Origin of the sequence: Streptomyces shenzhenensis (assembly GCF_003688995.1) — a bacterium.
GTDB classification, from domain to species: domain Bacteria; phylum Actinomycetota; class Actinomycetes; order Streptomycetales; family Streptomycetaceae; genus Streptomyces; species Streptomyces shenzhenensis_A.
In genome coordinates, this window is the sequence record NZ_PENI01000034.1 from 68,458 (window position 1) to 90,823 (window position 22,366).

Here is a 22,366-nt window from a genome sequence, read left to right on the forward strand (position 1 = left end):
CACATTGTCCTCGCCGGAGGAGGCCGGGGCATCGGCCGCGTGCTCCTGGAGCGGTTCACCGCCGAGGGAGCACGCACGGTCGTGGTGGCCGACTCCGGCTTCGCGGGGCGTACAGGCCGTCTCCGCGGAGTTCGGCGCGATTGCCGTGAAGCTCGACGATGACCGGCGCCCCGTTCTCGTCCAGCCCGAGCGAGTGGATCCGACCCCCGTGAACCGGCCTGGTGCCGTACTCACTCGCCAGGAACCGGACGCGCAGTGTCTCCATGGAACACTGGGCCGTCGATCTGGCCGAGGACGGCGCCGCTGTCCTGGATCCACTCCACCTGCTCGAGGTAGGCACGTGCCAGGTCGGCCTTCGTCCAGGTGCGGTCCGGTTCGAGCTGGTCGGTCATCGCCCCGCACACGATGCGTCCGCCGACCGAGGCGGCTTCGGTGGCTGAACGGCGGATCAGACCCTGGGCGAGGGGCCGGTCGAGGCCGTTACCGCGCTGGGCGGCGAGGGTGCCGTCCGGCTCAGGAGCAGGGAGCGGGCGGGGGAAAGAGACCGTCATGCAGGGTGTCCTTGGTTGTGGGCCGGGCGCCATGCGGTGCCCAGCGGGGCGTCGGTGAACAGGGCGGCGTCCATCTCGGCCAGCGGGGTCGCGACCTCGATCGGGCCGGGGATCCGGTCGAGTACGTCGGTCTGGACGTCGATACCGGGGGCGACCTCTGTCAGCACCAGGCCGCGCTCCCCGAGCTGGAAGACGGCTCGTTCGGTGACGTAGAGCACTTTCTGGCCACGCAGTCGGGCCTGCTCCGCGCTGAAGGTGACCTGCTCGACCTTGTCGACGAACTTGCGGTGCTTTCCTTCCGTGGTGAGGTCGAGTCGTCCGTCGTGCGGTACGGCGTGCAGGCCGCCTGCGGTGAAGGTCCCGCAGAACACCACGGTCGAGGCGTTCTGCGAGATGTTGACGAAACCGCCGGTGCCGACGACGCGCTGGTCGAACTTGGAGACGTTGACGTTGCCGAGGCCGTCGATCTGGGCGAATCCGAGGAAGGTGATGTCCAGGCCGCCGCCGTCATAGAAGTCGAACTGGTAGGGCTGGTCGAGGATGGCCGTCGGGTTGGTGGCCACGCCGAAGATGACTCCGCGTGCCGGTACACCGCCGACGAGTCCCTGCTCGATGGTCAGCGCGAACAGGTCGGACCAGCCTTCCTCGGCGGCGACCGAGGCGACTCCGTCGGCGATCCCGACGCCGAGGTTGACGACGTCGTCGTCACGGATCTCGGCCACCGCCCGTCGCGCGACGACCTTGCGCTGGTCGAGAGGGAAGGGTTCGAGGTGGCTCAGTGCCTGCTTGTGCTGGCCCGAGAACGCGGGGTTGTAGTCGTGGGTGACCAGCTGCCGCTGGGCGGGGTTGACCACCACCACGTCGACGCAGATGCCCGGCACGGCGACCGAGCGTGGCGGGATCGAGCCGGCGGCGGCGACTCGTTTGACCTGTGCGATGACGAGGCCGCCGGAGTTGCGGGTGGCCTGCGCGATGGAGAGCATTTCGAGATTGGCGCCCTCCTCGTCCAGGGACAGGTTGCCGTTCTCGTCGGCCGCGGTGCCCCGGATCAGGCAGACGTCGAGGCCGAAGGCGGGGTAGAACAGCCACTCGCGGCCGCCCAGCGTGATCACCTCGACGAGGTCCTGGGTGGTGATGTCGTTGAGCCGGCCGCCTTCGAGCCGGGGGTCGCAGAAGGTGCCGAGGCCGACATGGGTGACCAGGCCGGGACGGCCGCCCGCGATCTCGCGGAACAGCTGGCTCATCACGCCTTGCGGGAAGTTGTAAGCCTCGAACTGGTTGTCGGTGACCATGCGGCTCATCTCGGGTGCCATGCCCCAGTTGCCGGCGATGATCCGGCGGGCCAGACCCGGCCTGGCCAGGTGGTCCATACCACCGCCTTCGCGGTCGCCGATCCCGGTGGTGTGCACGAGGGTGAGGCCGCCGGGGCCGGCGCCTTGGCCGTATGCCTCGCCGAGGGTCCGGAGCAGCAGGTCGGGTTCGAGGAGGCCGCCTCCTGACCCGCCGATGGCGACTGTGTCGCCGGGACGGATGAGGCTGACGGCCTCGCGGGCCGCAAGGAAGCGTGGTCCGCCGCGCATCCGGCGCGAGGCCCTGGGCGCGGGGTCCGGGTGGGTGGGGATGGTCATGCTTCTTCCTTCGCGGGTCGCGGATTGTCAGAGGTTCGGCGCAGGGCTTGGCGAGGAGTTACGCCATCACTCCGCCTCCGTTGAGGTGGAGGGTCTGGCCGTGCACGAATGAGGCGGCGTCGCCGGCGAGGTAGACGACGGCTGGTGCGATCTCGTGTGCCTCGCCCATTCGGCCGGCCACCAGCCCGGCGGTGCGGGCCCGGGTCAGCTCGTCGTCGAAGGACGCCGCGGTCATCGGGGTGGTTATCGGGCCGGGCGCGATCGCGTTGACCCGGACGGCAGGCCCGACCTCGCGTGCCATGGCCCGGGTGAGGCCGAGCACTCCGGCCTTGGCCGCGCAGTAACTGGCGTAGTCCTCGGCGCCCTTGAACGCCAGCTGGGAGGAGACGTTGACGATCGCGCCGTGCCCGCGCCGGAGCATGCCGGTCAGTACGTGACGTGAGACGACGAAGACACCGTCGAGGTCGACGCTGATGGTGCGCCGCCACTCTTCGAGCGTCATGTCGACGATCCGGGCCGGGGCCATGCAGCCCGCGTTGTTCACCAGTACATCGATCGGGCCGAGCGCGTCCTCGGCTTCGGTGACGAATGCCGCTGCGGCGTCCCAGTCGGTGACGTCGCCTTCCACGGCCACCGCCATGCTGCCGTCGGCGCGCACACGCTGCACCACAGCTGCGGCTTCGTGTGCCTGGCCCAGATGGTGGACTGCGACCGAGGCGCCCGCGGCGGCCAGCGCCCTCACCATCTCCTGCCCCAGGCCGCCGGCACCGCCGGTGACCAGCGCGACTCGCCCGGTGAGGTCGAAGCAGGAGATGCCTGCCGTGCCGTCGGCGCCCTTCATGACGCCTCTGCCGTCGACGCGGCGGCGCGGGCGGCCCGGCTGGTGCGGCGGCTTTCGAGGAACGCCTGCTTGCGGGCGCGGGAGGACTCCAGGCCGGCGGTGTAGGCCGCCAGCGCTGCTTCCAGCGAGGACTCCGAGCGCAGCTCGCGCAGGACGCGCTTGGACAGGGCGAGGGCATGCGGTTCCGCCGCCAGGAGCCGGGACACCGTGGCTTCGACCGCGGCGTCCAGACCATCCTGCGGGTGTGCCGAGGTCACCACCAACAGCGCCGCCGCCCGGGCACCGTCGACCAGTTCACCGGACAGGAGCAGATGACGCGTGACGCCGAGCCCCGCAACGTCGACGAGGCGCGCTGTTCCGCCCCACGAGGGCAAGTTGCCCAGACCCAGCTCGGGCAGGCCGAGGACGGCGTCGCTGGTGCTGATCCGCAGATCGCAGGCGAGGGCCAGTTCAAGACCACCGCCCAGGGCGCAGCCCTCGATCACAGCAACCGTGGGCACGGGCAGGTCAGCGAGGGCGTCGAACGTGTCCTGTCCGAGCTGGGAGAGCACTGCGGCCTCCTGCGGGGACGGTGCCGCCCAGTCCCCGATGTCGGCCCCCGCACAGAACACCCCGTCCTGACCGCGGACCACGACCACCCGTACGTCGGAACGGGTCGCCAGTCCGGCGACGGCGTCACGCAGCTGCTCGATCGTGGCGCGGTCGAGTGCGTTGCGCTTGCGCGTACGGCACAGGAGTACGTGGGCGACTCCGTGTTCGGTGACTTCGGTCCTGACGTTCATCGCGCGTCCTCCGTATTGAGCAGGTCGCGTCCCCGGGTCTCGGGGGTCACGAAGGTGGTGAGCAGGGAGATCAGGGCGAACAGCGCCGAGTAGGCGCCGATGGACCACCAGGCCCAGTCGGTCGCGGACAGCAGGACGGCACCGAGAAGCGGGGCGAAACCACCTGCCAGGACGGCGGAGATCTCGCGGGACATCGCCACACCGGTGAGCCGGCGCGAGGCTCCGAACAGTTCCGGCAGCAGGGCGCAGTGCGGCCCGGTGACGGCCTGCACAGCGACACCGAATCCGAAACCGACCACGGCCAGGACCAGCCAGGCGTGGCCCAGGCTGATCAGGTAGAACCCGGGCAGGGCGAAGACAAGCTGGATGATGGTGCCGACCCGGTACATCCGCACACGCCCGATCCGGTCACTGAGCCGACCGAAGAGCACGACGGTGACCGCGGCGATGGCAGCACCGATGGCGACCGCCTCGCTGCCCAGGGCGCCGTTGCCGTCGTACGCCTCGATGCCGGCGACGAAGGCGACCACCAGAGTCAGGTACACCGACGAGTTGCCGTTCTCCGCCATGCGGAGCCCGATCGCGCGCAGCACGTTCGGCCGCGACTCGCGCAGCACCTCGCGTATCGGGTTCTTGACCAGTTCGCTCTCGGACTCCATCGCCTTGAACGCGGGGCTCTCCTGCATGTGCAGCCGGATGACCACGGCCACCACGATGAGGACGGCGCTGGCCAGGAACGGAAGGCGCCAGAGCCAATCCAGCAGCAGGTCCTCGTTGGTCGCGCCGAGGATGGCGAAGACACCGGCGCCGAGCAGCGTGCCGGCCTGAATGCCGATGTACGGCAGTGAGGCGAACATTCCTCGTCGTTCGGGTGGCGCGAACTCCGAGACGAGGGTGATCGCGCTCGCCTGCTCCGCCCCGGCGCCCAGACCCTGCATGACACGCAGACAGACGAGCAGGATCGGGGCCGCGACACCGATCGAGTCGTAGGTGGGCAGACAGCCGACCAGGAAGCTCGCCACACCCATCAGCGTGACGGTCGACATCAGGACAGCCTTGCGGCCGTAACGGTCACCGACCGCGCCGAAGATGACACCACCCACCGGCCGCGCGCAGAACCCGACGGCGTAGGTGCCCAACGCGCCCAGCAGAGCGGCGCTGTCGCTGCCGAGACCGGAAAAGAACAACGGACCGAAAATGACAGCCGAGGCCAGGCCGTAGATGTAGAAGTCGTAGTACTCCAATGCCGACCCGACGCCTGCCGCGATGACCGCTCGCCGCAGCTGTTTTGGTTCGACCACCGTCCCTGGCGGCTGAGCGGGTTCCGGGTGCCCTGCGATGTGCTCGGCGCTCGATGAGGCCATGGTGAATCCGTTCGTGGTAGGTGCAGCGAAGAACTGGCGTCTCCATCGGAGGCCGTTCTTATTGCGACGGGCGTGGCCTTTGTGCTGCTGTTCGCGACGGATGGGCGCACGTCAGGGAGACCCACGAGGGTGGCGCGGGTCGTTTCGGGGTGCTTGGACCGGACGGACCGGGGATGTGTCCGTCAGTTGGAGGAAGGTCCTCGCCTCGTTGTCACGGTGTGAGCTGAGGAGCAGCCGCACGAGGCGCGGCGCACGAGGTCGGCGTTGATGACGACCCGTTCTGGCGGCGGCGGTGGCCCGAAAGGGGCCGCTCGGCGGCTGGTGATGCGGTCGACGAGGCGTTCGGCGGCGACTGTGCCGACGCGGTGGGCGTGGCCTTCGATCGTGGCGAGACCGACGTTGGGTACCTGGCTGACCCAGATGTTGTCGAAGCCGATGACCGCAAGATCGCGGGGGATGCCCAGGTGCTGAGTGGTGGCTGCCGTCATGACACCGAGCGCGATCGTGTCACTGGCGGCAAGGACGGCGCTGGGCCGCTCCGGGCCGGCGAGCAGGTCGGCGACGGGATCTACCGCCGTGGTCATGTCGCTGTTGGAGAGCATGAGGACGGTGCCCTTACCCTCGCCGTATACGGCCCGGAAGCCCTCGGCGCGGTGCTGGAACGCCACGACGTCCAGCGGTCCTGTCACCAGGGTGGCTGTGGTGTGGCCGTGGTCACGAAGGTGCTGCGCCGCGAGATAGCCGCCCCGGCGGTTGTCGACCACCACCGTGTCGGCGATCAGCTCGCCCTGCAGCTCACGACTGGCGACCACGACGTCGACCCCGGCCTCGACCAGGCGCGCGACCTCACGGTCGTGCATGGTGGCCGAGGTCACCACGACCCCCTCCACGCGTTGTTTGATCAGCGCGTCGACGAGGTCGGCTTCCTTCTGCCGGCTCTGCCCAGAGCTACCGAGCAGCATGGTGTAACCGGCGGCCTCGATGACCTTTTCGACGCCGGCGACGAGCTCTGGATAGAAGGGATTGGCGATGCTCGCCACCATCACGCCGATCGTGTTGGTCCGGCGTTTGGAGAGCCCCTGCGCGAACGCGCTCGGCTGGTAGTCGAGGTGCTCGATCGCGGCCCTGATCTTCTCCCGTGTTGCGGGGGAGACGTAATAGTTGCCGTCACTGAGGTACTTCGAGACCGTCGATTTCGCGACGCCCGCGTACGCCGCCACGTCGGCGATCGTCGCGCGAGCCGTCGTCGGAAACCGGTTTTCCATGGGCAGCAGTCTGTTTGGCTGCTTTCAGTCGGTCAATGTGTTTCCTAAAGTTTCCGCAGTGTTGCGACGTGAGGGGCCCTGCCCTCCTCGCCCGCCCTGGACGGCGCTCCGGATCTTGCTGATGTCACGCTGCGACGTGGGGCCTCGATGGCGCGTGCGTCGGGCATATCGCCGGGTGGTGAGCAGGCCGGTGGCTCGACTTTCGCGTCGGGCGGGCGCCGGGTTCCACTGCCCGGGGTCGGGTGGTGCTGTCGTCGGGACGGGAAGTTGGCTGGTCAGCCCCGGTCGGGAAGGAGTGCGAGCCATTCGAGAGCGTCCGTGATCTCGTGGGTCCAGGGCCAGTGGCGGGCCTTGCCGGTCAGGGCGAGCATGGACGTCCAGGCCGGCAGGTCGAGTGCGATCTGGACGATCTCCAGCCAGACCTTGTTCTGCGCGGTGCGGTGCGGGGGAAGGTTGCGCAGGCCGGTCGCGCGGGCGGCCCGGATCCGGTCCCCCGCCCGGGCTCGTAGCCGGTGGAGAAGCTCGAGTTCGGCGATCGGCCGGCCGGTGGTGCCGGTGGCGAAGCAGGTGATCCGCATGCCGTCCGCGTTCGTGATTCTCAACTGGGCGCCGGGATGTGGTCGTTCCTTGCGGATGATCAGCCGCATGCCGCTGGGCCAGGCGTCCAGCAGCTTGCCTGTCAACTCGGCGCCCCATGCCCCGTCGCGGACCTAGCCGTCGGGGTCGACCGTGACCTGTCCGTCAGCGTCCGGGGCGTTCTTGCCCGCCGACGACCAGACCCGGCTGCGGACTTCGGCCCTCGCGGAACGGACGGCCTGCAGGGCTCTCTCGCAGGGCCGGCGAGGGTGTCGATCAGGCGCGAGACTGTTGGGTCGGAAGCCACCGGTCCGAACACGGACGGCTCACACCGCAGCCTCGCCACGTCCGCGAGGCAGTCCGCACCCAGCGCAGCATGTTGTCCGCGACGCCCCAGGGGGCCTTTCGCGTGGCGAAGTCAGGCGCCTCGTTCAGTGCGGTGGCGGTGCCGGGTCCAGGGCGTTGTCGACGGTGCAGCCGCCTTCTCCGGGCATCCGCTGGATCCGGGGCGGCGTCCACACCTCGGTGGCGCCGGGGCTCACGCGGGCAAGAAGGCAGTCCTGCGCGTCGAAGCCGTTGCCCTTCACCGACAGAAGAACGCCGACCCGGCCGCCGGCCGCCTTCACCTCGGTACGGATCGCCGGATCCAGGTCCAGAGCGGCGAGCGTGCGGCGCACCTCGGCCTCGTCCACCCGGCCGCCCTCCGGCACCCGGGGAAGTTGCGCGTGGAGCTCCTCGTACGGCAGCGGGGGCGGTTCGGGCGGCGGGGCGAAGGTCAGCGGAAGGCCGTCCGGGCAGTCCACGTCACGGGGATCCTCACGCCACTCCGACCTGGGCGACACCCGCACCGCGAAACAGCGCCGTACGACGACTTCCTCGCTGTCGAACCAGTTGTTGTACGCCGAGCCGGACGTGCGGACGATCACGTCGACGCCGTCCCCGTCGTGTGTCGAGGTACCCGTCACCCGCAGTACCTCCACCCCGTCGATACCGGAAGCGGAACGCCCGACCTCCTCCGCCGTGCGCGGACGCTGGCCGTAGAGCCGCTCGCCCGCCTTCCTGGCCACCTCCCGTGCGGCGTCCGTCGCCTTGCCCTCGGAGGACTGCACCACCCCACAGCCGGCAGTGAACAGCAACAGCGGGGCGAGCAGCAGCAGTCGGCGCATGCACCCATCCTTCCGGCGCAGCACACGGCGGACAACCGCTCGCGTACTCAGACCGGCGCAGGCGATCGTACCCAGCCGGTACGGCGATCAGCCAACGTGCGGTAGTCGAAGCCCGTCGTTCCGGATACGTGCGCCCAGTCGCCGTCGACCACGGCTCGGGCGTAGCCGATCAACGCGATGCGTTTACCCAGCTGGGGGTCCTGACCGCAACCCGCGCATGGCCGGGCGGCCGCTGTGGCGCGGCCCTCGCGGTGCTCCCTGTGCCGTCCACCGGTGAATATTCGCGCAGCCGTGGCGCGTTGGAGCACCGGGGCTACGGTAGCGTGCCGATCCGAGCCGGGAGGGAGGCTCCATGCCTCATGCGGATGGTGTCAGGTCGTCGTGGACCAGGATTGTCCGGTGGCTGGAGGAGCACGCCCCCGCCAGCGCTCAGGCGCTCAATCCCCCAGCCACGGACGCCGACATTCAACGCCTCAGTGATCACCTGGGATTTCGGCTCCCGCAGTCCCTGGAGACATGGCTGCGTCAGAACAATGGCAGTACCGCGAAGGATTCCACGACGGCTGTCCCCGGTGGGTTTCGCCTCGTCCCGCATGTGGACTCCCGGATCTTTCCCGGAGGTGAGGTGTTCCTGGACTGCCAGAGCATCATCAACCAGCATGGGAATGATCTCCGCATAGCCGACGACATCGGCGACGAGGAGTGGTGGATGCCGTCGTGGATTCCTGTCCTGGCCGAGACCGACGCCCACTACGGGCTGATCCTGGACGCCGGGCAACTAAACGGGAGCGTCCCGGTGCTGGCGTACCGCGAGACCGACTACCCGAAGAGGTACGCCTCGTCGCTGGAAGAATTGCTGGGTGGCGTGGCCGACATGCTGGAACACGGCCGTGGAGACGGTGTGCTCACGCGTGGACGCCGCCCGTCCGTCCAAGACGGGCGGGTGGTCTGGGACTGACCTCGATGTTTCGTGATGGCTCGTCAGTTCGACTGGCCAGCGATTTCGGCTTGTTGGGGCGGTTGCCGGCGGACTCAAGGGGCTGGCGGGGCTCCGTGCGTCGGTGCTGCCGTCAACGGTCATCGCTGCCGCCTTGGTCATCTGCGCGCCAGATAGACACCCAACGCCCGCTGCAGGACCTTGCCCTGGCTGCCTATCGGTCGTTCCCACTCGCCGAAGTACTCCACCGCCCGGCCGCCGGTCCCCGTCTTGAAGCGGAGTCGGCCGAGCAGGCGGTCCTCGGTGAGGGCGGGGGTGATGGAGCGCAGGTCGTACGTCTCGGCGCCCCCCGCCTGTGCGTCACACAGCATGCGCCACAACAGCAGGCTGCTGGGCCGCAGTTGGCGGCCACGGCGGCCGGATGCGGCGTACGAGTGCCAGGCTCGGGAGCCGACGTTGATCATGAGAGCCGCGGAGATCGTCTCGCCGTCGTGCTGGGCGAGGTAGAGGCGGAGCCGGTCGTCGTCCTCCGCGTTCAGGGCCTTCCACATGCGCTGGAAGTAGTCCAACGGGCGGGCCTTGAAGCCGTCATGGGCAGCGGTCAGGGTGTACAGGCTGTGGAACTCGGGCAGGTCGGAGGCCGAGCCCCACGAGATACGGACGCCTGCCGTCTCCGCCGTGTTCAAGGACTGTTCCCAGTGGGGTGCGAGGGCGTCGCGAAGGTCGTCCACCGAGCGCCCCGCCAACGGGATATGGCAGCCGTAGCGCGGCTGGCCGAGGCCGAAACCGCGGCCGCCGGCCTCCTCGCACGGCCGCCATCCGAGCCGCCGCAGCCGCTCTGCGGCGTCGAGCGCGAATCCGTCGATGCCGGCCGCAGGCAGTTCGCGCAGATGACGTATCTCGGGGGCGGCGATGCCCGCCGCCACGGTGGCCGCATCCCAGTGGCGTACGACCAGCGGCGGTCCGATCCGTACGGAGAACGCCCCGATCCGCTCCAGATGGGCCACTAGCGGATCCAGCCATCTCTCCGGACGAGGGGTCCGCCAGTCGATCGCGGGTCCGTCGGGAAGATACGCGAGGTAGCGCCGTGTTCCGGGCAGCGGCCGGTACAGGACGAGTGCCGCCGCGACCATCGCCTCGCCCTCGAACCAGCCGACGCTCTCCGGCAGCCAGTCGGGCTTCACGTCGCCCCACTCGGGGATCTGGAGATGGCTTGCGTCGGGTGACAGCCGCAGGTGGGCCAGATGTTCCTCGCGCGTGATCTCCCGCACGTACAGGCTGGTCATGGGTAAGGCGCTCCTGCTCGGGGCGGCCACCCTGAGCCCGGGATCACCGGACGGGGCAGGAGTTCACAGCAGTGAACCGTGCCCACACCTGCTTGCCGCCGTTCTTGGGGTGACGCCCCGCAGGTCCGTCACAGTCGCGATCAGGACGACGCCCCGCCCGCTCTCCGTATCCCATGCGGGCTCGGTGTACCGGACCGGCAGTACAGGCGAACGGCCGCCGACGGACAACCGAATTCCGCCTTCCGGCAGCCCGCGCCATCCCGTCTCGCCCTCGGGCGACACGCCTCGGTCCGTCCGCCCCGGCACACGTGTCTGCTTCCTCGCCTACGCGCCCGTTGCCGTCGGACTCCCCGCCGCAGGGCAGGCGGCGGCCCCGTCGTAGCACCGTTCACCCTCGGCTCCCGGCCCCGCCGACCGATGCACCGGCTGGAGTACCAGTTAGGCGGGTGTGTGAGAAGGGATGGTGTCGAGCATGGCGAGGGTGGCTGCGTCGAAGGTGAGTGTGCCGGCCGCGAGGTTCTCCTCGAGGTGGCCTGGGCTGGTGGTGCCGGGGATGAGCAGTACGTTCGGTGCGTGGTGGAGCAGCCAGGCGAGGCCGACCTGCGCCGGGGTGCAGCCGAGAGCTTCAGCGGCGGCAAGCACGGCCGGGTCGTCCGTCACCTTGGGGTGGCCGGGCAGGGCACCGCCGAGCGGGAAGTAGGGAACCCAGGCGATGCCCGCCCTGGTGCACAGGTGCAGCATGTCCTCGTCGCCGCGGGAGACGAGGCTGTAGGCGTTCTGCACACAAGCGATGCCCGCCGGGAGCGCGCGGCGCAGTTCGTCCAGGGTCACGCCGCTCAGCCCGATCGCGCCGATCTTGCCTTCTTCGCGCAGTGCGATCATCACCGCGAGCTGGTCGTCGAGGTCGACGATCTGGTTCTCCTCGACGGGCACCGGGGAATGGGTGCCGGGACGGCGCAGGTTGACGACCGGGATCTGGTCGAGGCCGAGGCCGGCGAGGTTGGCGTCGACACTGGCGACGAGTTCTTCGGGCCGCTGCGCGATGCGTATCGGGTGGGGACCGCCCGGGTCGGGGTCGGCACCGACCTTGCTGACGACCGTGACACCGTCATCGGGACCGATCGCCTCGCTGATGAGCTCGTTGACGAAGCCGGCGCCGTAGATCTGGGCGGTGTCCACGTGATTGACGCCGAGTTCCACAGCGCGGCGCAGGAGCGCGACGGCAGCGTCGCGGTCGTCTCGCAGGTCCCGCAGTTGCATCGCGCCGTAGCCGACGCGGGCGACGGTACGTCCGGCCATCAGTCCGGCGCCGTCGGGGCACGCGGTGTCCGCGTACGACGGCTCTCCCGGTGAATTGCTCTGTGCTGTCATGGGGTCCTGTTCTCATGAGGGGGGTTAAGCGGAGGGCCTCCGTTTAGCTCACCGTAGCACTACCGGAGGTGCCTCCGTTTGGGGTAAGCCTGGACCGACACCCGTCGGCGTACGGTCCGTGGGACATCCACCCCGGCGAAGGACGCCGCGGAATCGGCGGCAAGCGCGATCAGCTCATCAAGGCGGTCGCGGGTCCGCACCATGTCGTCGATGCGGATCTGGATGCGGTCACGTTCATCGGCGAGTCGTTGTGGCATCTCCGTTGTCGCAAGGAGGGTGTCTATGAAGGGCCGAAGGTGCAGGATCCCCTTGCTGGTCGACCCGGCCGCATAAAGCAGCTGAATCACTTCACCCGCTCGACGGCCGACTCGGGGTACTGCCGCTGGGCCCCGGGGCTGCGGTCGGCGACGACGAGCCCTTGCTCCTCGTAGTAGCGCAGCGCACGGACACTGGCCCCGGCATGTAAGGCTTATGCGACCGCCTGCCGACCGGAGTCCATCGACCTCGACGGCGTCGAGGTGCTCGCCCTGGCGCCGGCCTGGCGGCTGTCCAGACCGGCAGACGGGCAACGTCACGCAGGGACGCCGAGCGGCGGGTGCTCGAGCACGCGGGGCTTGTACTCGACCAACTGGATGCGGCCGTCGAAGGTGCGGTGCTCGATCATCTCCAGGGCAACGTCCGGATAGCCGTCGTAGATGCGTTCTTCGCCCGTGGCCCCGGTGATCACCGGGAACATCACGACCCGGAAGCGGTCGACGAGTCCGGCTCGTAGCAGGGACCGGCACAGGCTGAGGCTGCCGATCGTGCTGAGGAGCCCCGAGCCACTCGACTTCATGGCGCGGACCGCCTCGACGGCGTCGTCGCGGACGAGCGTGGAGTTCGCCCACGTCAATGGCTCCTCGAGTGAGGAGGAGAACACCACCTTGGACGCTTGCGTGAGCTCGTCGACGGACGCCTCTTCCTCGGGCCTGAACTCGTCTTGGCCATTCGGGACCTCACCTGCGGCGAAGCCCGACATCAGGCGGTAGGTGTTCGCTCCCATCAGGTAGGTGGCCGCGGGCTGCTCGCCGAGCCATGCGAGGTACTCAGGGCCCTCGAGGCCCCAGAACCCGGGCCACCCCTCTCCCGACGCGTGGCCGTCGAGGGAGGTGATGAAATCGACGAGAAGCTCCGACATGGCAGTGTCCTTTCCCAGGGTGTCACGAGCTTGGACCGGCCGGGAGCCACAAACTCATCGGCGGAGCCGCACTGCCTCGGAAGGCCGGAGCCCTATCCTCCGGAGGCTCAGGTGGCTCCGGATCCGACTGCCGCTCCACCCGCCGCGCGTTCTCGCCCCGTAGCGACGTCAGCCGAGGCCAAAGGTCCGGCAGCCGCTGTTCCGAGCAAGCCAGCCGGTGCTCGATTCGGCAGCGTTGGAACTGATCCGGCGGACATACCCCGTACACGGTCACCCTCCCATCGGACAGCACGATCCAGCGGTGTTCAACCGGCACGGTGTGAGCCAGTGAGGCCATGTCCGGCTCCAACAGGACCCAGTCCTGATCCAGCGTCGCCCCCCGATCCTGTGGCAGCCCGCAGAACGGGCAACATAACTGCCCGCTTCGTAACCGACGCGGTCGTTCTCGGAAAACCCCATACGGAAAGGGTCGACAGCCTGACGGCGATGCGTAGAGCGCGAACCAGACGGGCCGCCTGGGGCAGTTGTCCAGCGGCACAGCAGTACCTCAACGCTGTTGCCCGCCCGTGTTACGACCTCAATCGGGTCCACTCCGGCATTGAGAGACGTTGACAGCACCGCGTGGCGGAGGTCGTACGGCCGGGCGGCGAGCGGTGAGGCGACCGCGGCCGGCGGAAGCGCCAGCGTCCGAGCCTCCTGCCAGACGCGGTTGTACGTGGACGAGCCGACCGCTCCCCCACGCTCGTTCGTGAACAACCGCATGCCTTTCGCAGCGCCGAACGTGACCAGGTGGTCCCGGAGGATCGCGACGAGCTGAGGCGGGATCGGTACGGGCCGGACGCGTTCGCCGCTTAGGCCGTACGGTTTCCGAGGCTGCCTGAGCAGCTCATCAGCCGGCGTCCCGTACGACCGGGGAGCAGAGCCACCGTCACGGCTGTCAACGCCTCGTTGATCCCGTTGCGTGTGTTCGGCACGGCGTGCGGCCACTGCATGTTTGTCCCGTAGATGATCTTCGATCCGCCCTTGAGCGTAGCGAGCTATCTTGAAGCGGCAGTCGCGGAGGATCTTCCACGTCTTCACGCGGGCGAACACGTGCTCGACGCAGGCTCGGACCTGCTTATGGGAGTTGTTGTGTTCCTCTTTCCAGTCCGGGAGTTCACTCTGGCCGCGCTCCCGGCGGTGTGGGATCACGAGTCCGGTGCCCGGACAGCCGCCGTCGGCGATCGCGAGGGTCTTGCCGACGGCGGCCTTGGCACCGGATTCCTCCCACGCCTTGCAGTCGTCACGGTTCCCGGCGCGAGGCCCGCTGACGACGACCAAGCGGGCCCGCTTGCGGGGCTGGAGAGGGCGAGCATCGGCCCGAGGTGGCCGATGATCCGGTCGACCGCCGGCTTGGACACCCCGAACAGTGGGGCAAGCTGTCGCATGGTCAGGTTCGTGCGCCAGTACGCCGCGACCAGCAGAGCCAGGTCCTCCAGCGGAAGGCTCCACGGCCGGCCCCTGCGGACAGCGTCCGCACCCTCGCGCCGCAGAACCGTCACCGGCTTCCCGAAAGTGCGCAGGCTGAGCCCGGTGAACGGGGGTATCCAGGACGGCTCCGACGCCGTGATCACACCAGCCGCAACAAGATCATCTCGACCGCCCTATCATTCGATCCAAAGAGACGAGCAGCCGCCGAGGGGGCCGACAGAGGTGGCAGCAGCAGTACTGGTCACATGGACCGCGCTGATCGCAATCCTGCTCGCGCCGTCGCCCCTCCCAGAGCACTGGCGCTACTACATCTACTCTCCAGCGAGCGTGGGTTTGTGGCTGCTGGCCATGCTCGTCATGCCCGTCGTGGTCTGCGCCGTCAAATGGCCGTGGATCAAGTCCGGCCGCGGGTGAGACCCGGCCCGTCGCCGGTCGTAGTGGGCTCCGGCACCGGGCAACGCCCATTACCTTCGTCGTAGAGCCCGGTTCGGGTTCGTGGCCTTCGGGGCCGGCATGACTCTTTGCCCCTGTCCTTGACGATCCGGGGGGTGCTGTCACCGGTCCCGGCGGCACCGATTGATCACTGATGGAAGCGTGTCCGCCCACGGGCAGGGCTGCGTAATGTGGCTGCCGATCTCCGGTGCCCGGCAGGCCACCCGCTGTGCCGGGAGGGGAGGGAAAGCCCGGTGACCAGCAACGACTTCACGTCTATCGATGTCTTCTGCGTCCTGGACGTCGGCAAGTCCGAGCATCACGGCACGGCCCTGCTGCGTGATGGCCGCACGGCCTTCGACAAACCGCTGCCCAACGGTGAACCGCAGCTGCGGGAGCTGTTCGCCCGCCTGGGACGCAAGGGGAAGGTCCTGGTCGTGGTCGATCAGCCGGCCTCCATCGGCACCCCGGCACGGGCAAGACCGACGCCCGCGATGCCTACGTCATCGCCGATGCCGCCCGCACCATGCCCCACCTGCTGCACGCCATCGAGGCCGACGAGAGCGTACGGGCCGAACTGACCCTGGTCCTGGGCCATGACGACGATCTCGCCCAGGACGCCACCCGCACCTCCAACCGGATGCGCGGACTGCTCACCTCCATCCACCCCGCCCTCGAACGCGTCCTCGGGCCCCGCCTGCGGCACCCAGCCGTCCTGGCCCTGCTGCAGACCTTCGCCTCCCCAGCCCAGCTGGCCCAGGCCGGCACCGAACAGATCGCGCAGACCATGCTCCAGGCCGCACCGCACATGCGCAGCGCCCACACCCTGGCCGACCGGATCACCACCGCCCTGACCGAGCAGACAGTGCAGGTCCCCGGCACCGGCTCGGCAGGGGAGATCATCTCCGGCCTGGCCGAATCCCTCTCCGTCATGCTCAAGCGCCGGGAAGTCCTGGAGAGCCGCGTCGCTGCGCTGCTGGAGGCCCACCCTCTCGCGAAGGTCCTGACCTCCATGCCCGGGGTCGCGGTCAGGACCGGCGCCCGCATCCTGGCCGAGGTCGGCGACGCCAGCGAGTTCCCCACCGCCGCCCACCTGGCCTCCTACGCGGGCTTGACCCCCACCACGCGTCGTTCCGGGACCTCCATCCGGGGCGAAGGACCACCCCGCGGCGGCAACAAGACACTCAAACGGGCCCTGTTCCTGGCGTCGTTCGCCTCCCTGAGCATCCCCGAATCACGGGCCTACCACGACAGGAAGCGGGCAGAAAAGAAGCGCCACAACGCCGCGCTCATCTGCCTCACCCGCCGCCGCGTCGACGTCCTGCACGCCATACTCAAACACCACACCCTCTACCAACCCGGGCACGAACAAACAGCCTGACACCAAGCCCACAGACCCTGACCGAACAGATAGAAGCCCCCCCCCGCCACGTCGAGTCCGGTGTCGGCCCGGCTCCGGCTCCGCCACCCGCCGCAGAAACCGACGCACACGTTCCGCCCCTCGCCGCAGCAGCCGACGCACACATCACACCGACCGCTCTCGCCCCGGCGACGGGAGACATGGGCACTGGCACCGGCTCGCCACAGCGCCACGCCACCGACCCAGGCGACCCCCGCCTCCACCGTACCGGCCAAGAGCCACTTCACGCGCTCCGACCCCCCGCCGAGGAAACACCCCGCGGATCCGCCGGGGCATGAGCGCCTTCGAAGGCGTTCACCGTCACGAAGTGCCGCTATCATCACGTTTGTGGAACGTTCCCAAAGTGAAATGTCAGCCATGGTCGTATGGGATCTCGGCGGCGTGCTGGCCCCTTCGGGCCGCGCCCTGGGCGCGCTGGCCGCGGCTCTCGGCGTACCCGAATCCGACCTCGCAGGCCCGTACTGGGCCCACCGCGACACCTACGACCTGGGCGCCCGTCCCGATGAGTACTGGCAGCGGATCGCAGGGGAACTGGGGCGCACACTGGACGAGGCATGGGTCGACCGGCTCGACCGTATCGACACCGAGTGCTGGTCGGCCCTCGGGCCCGAAGCCGCCGAACTGCTCAGCCGGTTGACGGACCGTGGAATACCGTTGGGGGTCCTGTCCAACGCGCCGGGCCCGCTGGCGAAGGCGGTCCGTCGGGCGTCATGGAGCGGCCTCTTCGAGACCCTGGTCTTCTCGTCCGATCTGGGGCTGATGAAACCCGACCCGCTCGTCTTCCGGGGCGCCGACGAACGGTTCGGCCGCGCCCCCTCGGACGTCGTGTTCTTCGACGACCGGCGGGAGAACGTCGCGGCGGCCCGCGCCCACGGCTGGCGCGCCCACGTGTGGACGGGAGCCGAGACGGCCACGGCCGTGCTCGCCCGGGAAGGAGTGCTCGATGACTGACCGGCCGCGCAATCCGACGATCATCGATGTGGCCCGGCTGGCCGGCGTGTCCAAGTCGGTGGTGTCCCGGGTCGTCTCGGGGCGCGGCAGCGTGGGGGAGGAAACCCGGCGGCGGGTGCTGCGGGCGGCGGAGGAACTGGGCTATGTCGTCAACGCCGTTGCCCGGGCCATGGTCGCCCACCGCACCTACACCGTGGGGGCTTTCGTCCGGGATGCGGCGACGCCCTTCTACGGTCATCTGCTCACCGCGTTGCAGGAGCGGGCGGCGTTCCACGGCTATCGGGTGGTCACCGCGACGGGCTCCGGCGGGTTCGAGGTGAGCGACGAGTACCGGGCGCTGGAGACCCTCGCGATGCTGCGGGTGGAGGCGCTGATCGTGTGCAGCGGGCTGCTCCCCAGCGAGCAGATCGTCCCGTTCGCCGCCCGGTTGCCGACCGTCGTGGCGGGGCGCCCCGAGACCCACCCGAGCATCACCAGCGTCTACTGCGACGAGGACGAGGGAGGCACCGCGCTCGCGGGTCATCTGCTCGGCCTCGGGCACCGCGAGATCGCGGTGATCACGGTGGCGGCCAGCAGCTCCGTGACGCTGGGGCCGCGGACGGCAGCCATGACCCGGCATCTGCGCGAGCACGGTGCGCGCGTGCTCGAGATTCCGGGGCCGCACAGGGAGACGGCGGGCGCGTGGGCGACCGAAGTGCTGCGCCACCCCGAGATCACCGCCGTGATGACCCCCAGCGACCGGCACGCCATCGCCCTGCTGGAACAGCTCCGCCTGCGGGATGTGGCCGTACCCGAGCGGCTGTCGGTGACCGGCTACGACGGCATCGGAGACCTGACGACGCCCCTGATCGGGCTGACGCACTGGCGCCAGCCGATCGACCTGATCGGCAGCCGGGCCGTGGACGCCCTCGTGCGCCTGCTCGACGGCGAGCAGCCGCCCGACCACCACCAGGCACTGCCCGGCACGCTGGTGATCGGCCGGACAACAGCCCCGCCTGCCGGCTGACCCGCTTTTCGCGGATTGTTCACCTGGGGGCCGCTGCGCTCGCCGAACCCGTGATGGGAACGTTCCACACATGATTGGGAACGTTCCACTCCGTCGAGGCGCAGCACGCCGCCCGGCCTGGATCCCTCGCGGACTGGCCGGTCCTGTGATGGTCCTGCCGTGCCTCGGCCTTCTGCTCGTCTTCGCGTACTGGCCGGCCGTCCGCAGTGTCGTCCTGAGCCTGTACGGCAACGATCTGCTGGGCGACCCCAGCCGCTTCGTCGGCCTCGACCAGTACGCCGACGTGTTCACCGACCCCGACCTGCGCCGGGCCCTGCTCACCACGGCGGCGATCGCCGGGCTCAGCGTGCTGCTCTCCGTGGGCGGCGCGCTCGCCGCGGTGCTGCCGCTGCGCCGGGCCGCGCGCCGGCCGCGGGCCGTGGCATCGGTGCTGCTGTCCCTGCCGTTCGCCTACTCGGCGGCGGCTTCGGCGGCCGTGTTCGCGGGCCTGTTCGCCCCGGCGGTCGGCACCCTCAACGAGGTGCTGCAGCACATCGGCATCACCGGACCGGAATGGCTGCGCTCCCCGGTATGGGCCGTTTTCGCCGTCTCCCTCGCCACCGCCTGGTACGAGTTCGGGTTCGCCTTCCTGGTCCTGCTGGCCGCGGTGACCCAGCTCGACCAGCAGGTCATCGAGGCGGCGGCGCTCGACGGCGCGTCGGGACTGCGGCTGGCCCGCTCGGTAATCATCCCCATGCTCCGGCCGAGCCTGGTGTTCCTCCTGGTCACCCAGACCATCAGCGGACTGCAGGTGTTCACCCAGGTCCAGGTCCTCACCCGGGGCGGCCCGGCCGGAGCGACCTCGACGCTGGTCCACGAGCTGTACCAGCGCGCATTCGGCGAGGCGCTCCCGCACGTCGGCTCGGCCTCGGCGCTGGCCATGGTCCTGCTGCTCCTGGTCCTGCTCGTCACCGCGATCCAGTTCGGGGTGCTGAGGAGGTGGGCATGACACGCCGTCGAGCGGCCTCCGTGCTGCGCTGGCTGTGGCTGGGCGGCGTGATCGTGGCCGTCACGTTCCCCGTGTACGTCACCGTCGTCACCGCTGTGCTGCCCCCGACCGACGTGGCCGCCGGCCGGCTCGTCCCCGTGCCGGACCGGCTCACCCTGGCCAATGTGCGCGCCGCGCTGGGCTCGGCGCCCCTTGCCCAGCAGTACCTGGTCAGCGTCGCCGTCACCGCCCTGCAGTCCGCCGCCCAGCTGACCACGGCCGCGCTCGCCGCCTACGCGCTCGTCTTCCCCCGCTGGCGCGGCCGCGGCGCCGTCTTCGCCCTGGTGCTGGCCACCCTGGCATTCCCCGGGGAGAGCCTGGTCATCCCCAACTTCGAGCTCGTCAGCGGGCTCGGGCTGCGCGACACCGTGCTCGGGATCGTCATCCCGTATCTCGCCGCCGGGTACGCGGTCTTCCTGCTCCGCCAGGCGTTCCTCGCGCTGCCGCGCGAGACCTGGGAGGCCGCCCGCATGGACGGCTGCGGCGACCTGCGCGCGCTGCTGTACGTCGTACTGCCCATGGCGCGGCCCCAGTTGGTGACGGCCGCGATGTGGTGCGCCCTGTCGGCGTGGAACGGCTATTTCTGGCCGCTGCTCATCACCGACTCCCCCCAGCGGCGCACCATCCAGGTCGGTCTCGCCCAACTCGTAGTGGACCAGGTCACCGCACCCGCCGTGATCTACGCCGGCACCCTCCTGGTCCTCCTGCCGACCCTGCTGCTCGTGCTGTTCGGCCAGCGGTTCCTGGTCCGCGGGCTGGCCTCGCGGGTCACCACCTAGCCACCCCCCACAGCCCATCCGTACACAAACGAGAAGAGAGACGATCCGCCATGTCTGCGTTCGCTTCATCCCTCACGTCCCGATCCGGACTGCGCGCACGCGTCGCGGCCGGCTGTCTGACGACCGCCCTCGCTCTGGCCCTCACCGCCTGCGGAGGCTCCGCCGACGGCGGGCAGGCCACCGACGCGGTGCCCGGACCGTCGGCGCTGGCCGACGCGGAGCAGCCGGTGACCGTGACGCTGTGGCACGGCCTCGGCGGCACGGCCGCTCAGGCGCTGCAGAACGAGATCGACACGTTCAACAAGGCCAACGCCGGAAAGATCGTCGTGAAGGCGTCGTTCCAGGGCAACTACGCCGACACCATCGCCAAGTACACCTCAGCGGTCCGCAGCGGCGACACACCGAGCGTCATGATCTCCAGCGACATCACCAGCGGTTACCTGCGCGACGCCGGGCAGACGGTCGCCGCCCAGGACCTGGCCGCCGCCAACCCGGAGGATATCGACCTGGACAAGCTCCGCCCCGCGGCACGCAACTACTACACGGCCGACGGCAAGCTCCTCGCCGTACCGCTGAACACGTCGATGCCCCTGCTGTACGTCAACGACGAGATGCTGGACCGGGCGAAGGTCGACCGCTCGACCCTCGGCACGCTCGCGGGCGTGGCCGCGGCGGCACGGAAGATCCACGCCGCGCTGCCGGACGTGAAGGGCATCGACCAGCCCATCGACGGCTGGTGGTTCGAGCAGCTCACCGCCGCGGCCGGGGTTCCCTACTGCACCCCGGACAACGGCCGGAAGGCCGGCGGAGCCACGGCGCTGTCGCTGACCAGCGAGCCGCAGCGCGCCGCGTTCGGCACCATGGCGAAGCTCTACACCGACGGCGTCGGCCTCGACACCGGCGCCGACGGCAACGCCGCCCTGTCGGCGTTCACCGCGGGCAAGACCGCCATGATGCTCAACTCCAGCGGCGCGATCGGCGGCCTCACCGAGGCCGGCATGAAGGGCTACAGCGCGCTGCCCTACCCCCTGTCCGGCTCGCCGTCCACGGCGGGTGCCGCGATCGGTGGCGCCGCGATGTGGGTGGACCGGACCGGGCACAGCGCGGCCGAGCAGGTCGCGGGCTGGAAGTTGATCAGTCACCTCGCCTCCGCCGCAGCACAGGAGCGTTTCTCCAAGGCGTCGGGATACGCCCCCATCAACACCGACGTGGACAACTCGGCCACGTGGAAGTCGTTCCTCGCCCAGAACGAGCCCTACGCCGTCCTCAGCAAGCAGTTCGCCGACACCCCGGCCACGACGGCCACCTCCGGCTGTCTCACCGGCGCCATGCAGGGCGTGCGTGACGCGGTCGTGCCGCAGATGCAGCAGGCGTTCAGCGGCAAGAAGCCGATCGACAGCGCCATGAAGGCGGCGCAGGAAGCGGCGACGGCGAAGATCGAGGACTACCGCGAGCAGGCCGGCCAGTGACCGACACGGACATCCCTACGACGACCACGCCCACGACCACGGTCATGGAGTCGAACGAGCGCTTCGCACAGGCTCCCGGAGACCCGTACCGCTACGGCGTCTACCTGCGCCCCGACCCCGTCACCTGTGCCGCCGTCACCGCGGTGACCAGCCAACTGCGGGCACAGTACGGGCTCGTCTCGGCGGGCGCGTTCCCGCCGCACGCGACGCTGGTGGGCAGCCGGCACGTCCCGGGCCCGGTCGAGGAGCTCATCGACGCCGTGAGCCGGGCGGTGACCGGCGTTCCCGCCTTCACCGTCCACAACGCGGGCGTCCGCCACCAGGGGGTGGGACTGGTCTACGACGTCCATCACCTCGCCGACGGCGTCACCCCTAACACGGCGTTCGTGGACCTCGCCGCCCGGATCGACGCGGCCGTCACTCCGCTGGAGGCACCGGCGCCCAATCCGGCGGGAAACCCGTTCGACGCCGACGCCTTCCGGGCCCATCTGTCGCTGCTCTCGCACGACATGTATGTGCGCCCGGATCTGTTCGCCGAGGTCGAAGAGTATGTCCTCGGACTCCCCGTGCCCTTCTCGGACAGCTTCCCGGGCGACACCGTCACCCTCTACCGCACCAGCAGCGAGGACTGGACGGGCCGCTGGTGGCAGACGCTCGCCTGGGAACACGTCCACACCTGGCGCCTGCGGCACTGAGCGGCTCCGGGGACCGCCCGGTGCCCCGTCAGCCGCGCACCGACCGCCGACGGTCCCTCTCTCGCCGGAGAGGGTGAGGGAGGGACCGGGCCGGAGCGGCGCAGACCTGAGTCCGTCGCGCCGCACTCCGCACCTCAGCACCACCTCGTGGTGGACAGCACGTTCGACAAGGC

At 69.7% G+C, this 22,366-nt stretch carries 21 protein-coding genes and 4 pseudogenes; 9 read left to right on the forward strand and 16 right to left on the reverse strand.

Annotated features, from left to right (window positions below; all coding sequences use genetic code 11):
* Positions 1-230: 230 nt before the first annotated feature.
* The 8 genes and pseudogenes from CTZ28_RS36835 to CTZ28_RS36870 form a co-directional block, all read right to left on the reverse strand.
* Positions 231-551 (reverse strand): DUF993 family protein, encoded by a 321-nt coding sequence (locus tag CTZ28_RS36835; RefSeq protein ID WP_183154773.1) that lies wholly within the window; start codon positions 549-551, stop codon positions 231-233.
* Positions 548-2,179 (reverse strand): acyl CoA:acetate/3-ketoacid CoA transferase, encoded by a 1,632-nt coding sequence (locus CTZ28_RS36840; RefSeq protein ID WP_220795519.1) that lies wholly within the window; start codon positions 2,177-2,179, stop codon positions 548-550. The genes CTZ28_RS36835 and CTZ28_RS36840 overlap by 4 nt, the downstream gene beginning before the upstream one ends.
* 58 nt (positions 2,180-2,237) lie before the next feature.
* Entirely contained in the window at positions 2,238-3,020 is a 783-nt protein-coding gene (locus CTZ28_RS36845) for an SDR family oxidoreductase (RefSeq protein ID WP_121894100.1), read from the reverse strand.
* On the reverse strand, positions 3,017-3,802 hold the full coding sequence (locus tag CTZ28_RS36850) for an enoyl-CoA hydratase/isomerase family protein (RefSeq protein ID WP_121894101.1): 786 nt from the start codon (positions 3,800-3,802) through the stop codon (positions 3,017-3,019). The genes CTZ28_RS36845 and CTZ28_RS36850 overlap by 4 nt, the downstream gene beginning before the upstream one ends.
* Positions 3,799-5,166 carry an MFS transporter gene (locus CTZ28_RS36855; RefSeq protein ID WP_121894102.1) on the reverse strand — a complete coding sequence of 456 codons (1,368 nt, stop codon included), beginning with the start codon at positions 5,164-5,166 and terminating at the stop codon, positions 3,799-3,801. The genes CTZ28_RS36850 and CTZ28_RS36855 overlap by 4 nt, the downstream gene beginning before the upstream one ends.
* A 182-nt stretch (positions 5,167-5,348) precedes the next feature.
* Positions 5,349-6,386: a LacI family DNA-binding transcriptional regulator gene (locus CTZ28_RS36860; protein ID WP_183154774.1), complete on the reverse strand. Its 1,038-nt coding sequence runs from the start codon at positions 6,384-6,386 to the stop codon at positions 5,349-5,351.
* Between the two features lie 320 nt (positions 6,387-6,706).
* Positions 6,707-7,380: pseudogene (locus CTZ28_RS36865) on the reverse strand (transposase); the annotation flags it as partial.
* A gap of 58 nt (positions 7,381-7,438) precedes the next feature.
* Complete coding sequence (locus CTZ28_RS36870) at positions 7,439-8,173, reverse strand: translation initiation factor IF-2 (RefSeq protein WP_121894104.1); 735 nt, start codon at positions 8,171-8,173, stop codon at positions 7,439-7,441.
* Positions 8,174-8,525: 352 nt separating this feature from the next.
* Between CTZ28_RS36870 and CTZ28_RS36880 the strand changes: the two genes are divergently transcribed.
* Complete coding sequence (locus tag CTZ28_RS36880; protein WP_121894106.1) at positions 8,526-9,131, forward strand: SMI1/KNR4 family protein; 606 nt, start codon at positions 8,526-8,528, stop codon at positions 9,129-9,131.
* A 137-nt stretch (positions 9,132-9,268) separates the two neighbouring features.
* On the opposite strand, the gene CTZ28_RS36885 is transcribed toward CTZ28_RS36880, so the two are convergent.
* The 8 genes and pseudogenes from CTZ28_RS36885 to CTZ28_RS36915 form a co-directional block, all read right to left on the reverse strand.
* Positions 9,269-10,396 (reverse strand): lipid II:glycine glycyltransferase FemX, encoded by a 1,128-nt coding sequence (locus tag CTZ28_RS36885; RefSeq protein ID WP_121894107.1) that lies wholly within the window; start codon positions 10,394-10,396, stop codon positions 9,269-9,271.
* Between the two features lie 438 nt (positions 10,397-10,834).
* On the reverse strand, positions 10,835-11,767 hold the full coding sequence (locus CTZ28_RS36890; protein ID WP_121894108.1) for an aldo/keto reductase: 933 nt from the start codon (positions 11,765-11,767) through the stop codon (positions 10,835-10,837).
* Positions 11,768-11,826: 59 nt separating this feature from the next.
* Positions 11,827-12,114, reverse strand: a complete 288-nt coding sequence (locus tag CTZ28_RS36895; RefSeq protein ID WP_310887646.1) for a hypothetical protein — start codon at positions 12,112-12,114, stop codon at positions 11,827-11,829.
* Positions 12,111-12,206, reverse strand: coding sequence for a MerR family transcriptional regulator (locus CTZ28_RS49390; RefSeq protein ID WP_310887647.1), 96 nt, complete (start codon positions 12,204-12,206; stop codon positions 12,111-12,113). Before CTZ28_RS49390 ends, CTZ28_RS36895 begins: the two co-directional genes overlap by 4 nt.
* 132 nt (positions 12,207-12,338) lie before the next feature.
* Positions 12,339-12,944 carry a dihydrofolate reductase family protein gene (locus CTZ28_RS36900; RefSeq protein WP_121894109.1) on the reverse strand — a complete coding sequence of 202 codons (606 nt, stop codon included), beginning with the start codon at positions 12,942-12,944 and terminating at the stop codon, positions 12,339-12,341.
* Between the two features lie 22 nt (positions 12,945-12,966).
* The gene (locus CTZ28_RS47850; RefSeq protein WP_259471988.1) at positions 12,967-13,482 is read right to left on the reverse strand and encodes a DUF6083 domain-containing protein; all 516 of its coding nucleotides are present in this window, start codon (positions 13,480-13,482) and stop codon (positions 12,967-12,969) included.
* Positions 13,455-13,790 (reverse strand): annotated as a pseudogene (locus CTZ28_RS48950) (tyrosine-type recombinase/integrase); the annotation flags it as partial. The gene CTZ28_RS47850 and the pseudogene CTZ28_RS48950, both read right to left, overlap by 28 nt.
* Before the next feature lie 195 nt (positions 13,791-13,985).
* A pseudogene (locus CTZ28_RS36915) lies at positions 13,986-14,557 on the reverse strand (transposase family protein); the annotation flags it as partial.
* Positions 14,558-14,636: 79 nt separating this feature from the next.
* Here CTZ28_RS36915 and CTZ28_RS36920 point away from each other — a divergent pair.
* The 8 genes and pseudogenes from CTZ28_RS36920 to CTZ28_RS36955 all read left to right on the forward strand — a co-directional run bounded on the left by CTZ28_RS36920 (position 14,637) and on the right by CTZ28_RS36955 (position 22,193).
* Complete coding sequence (locus CTZ28_RS36920; protein WP_121894110.1) at positions 14,637-14,828, forward strand: hypothetical protein; 192 nt, start codon at positions 14,637-14,639, stop codon at positions 14,826-14,828.
* Positions 14,829-15,100: 272 nt separating this feature from the next.
* Positions 15,101-16,227: pseudogene (locus CTZ28_RS36925) on the forward strand (IS110 family RNA-guided transposase).
* Between the two features lie 366 nt (positions 16,228-16,593).
* On the forward strand, positions 16,594-17,217 hold the full coding sequence (locus CTZ28_RS36930; RefSeq protein ID WP_147481253.1) for an HAD-IA family hydrolase: 624 nt from the start codon (positions 16,594-16,596) through the stop codon (positions 17,215-17,217).
* Entirely contained in the window at positions 17,210-18,223 is a 1,014-nt protein-coding gene (locus CTZ28_RS36935; protein ID WP_121894112.1) for a LacI family DNA-binding transcriptional regulator, read from the forward strand. The genes CTZ28_RS36930 and CTZ28_RS36935 overlap by 8 nt, the downstream gene beginning before the upstream one ends.
* 148 nt (positions 18,224-18,371) lie before the next feature.
* Positions 18,372-19,211, forward strand: coding sequence for a carbohydrate ABC transporter permease (locus CTZ28_RS36940; protein ID WP_183154776.1), 840 nt, complete (start codon positions 18,372-18,374; stop codon positions 19,209-19,211).
* Complete coding sequence (locus CTZ28_RS36945) at positions 19,208-20,029, forward strand: carbohydrate ABC transporter permease (protein WP_121894114.1); 822 nt, start codon at positions 19,208-19,210, stop codon at positions 20,027-20,029. Before CTZ28_RS36940 ends, CTZ28_RS36945 begins: the two co-directional genes overlap by 4 nt.
* Positions 20,030-20,079: 50 nt before the next feature.
* Complete coding sequence (locus CTZ28_RS36950) at positions 20,080-21,498, forward strand: extracellular solute-binding protein (RefSeq protein WP_121894115.1); 1,419 nt, start codon at positions 20,080-20,082, stop codon at positions 21,496-21,498.
* Complete coding sequence (locus CTZ28_RS36955; protein WP_220795520.1) at positions 21,495-22,193, forward strand: 2'-5' RNA ligase family protein; 699 nt, start codon at positions 21,495-21,497, stop codon at positions 22,191-22,193. The genes CTZ28_RS36950 and CTZ28_RS36955 overlap by 4 nt, the downstream gene beginning before the upstream one ends.
* Positions 22,194-22,366 lie beyond the last annotated feature (173 nt).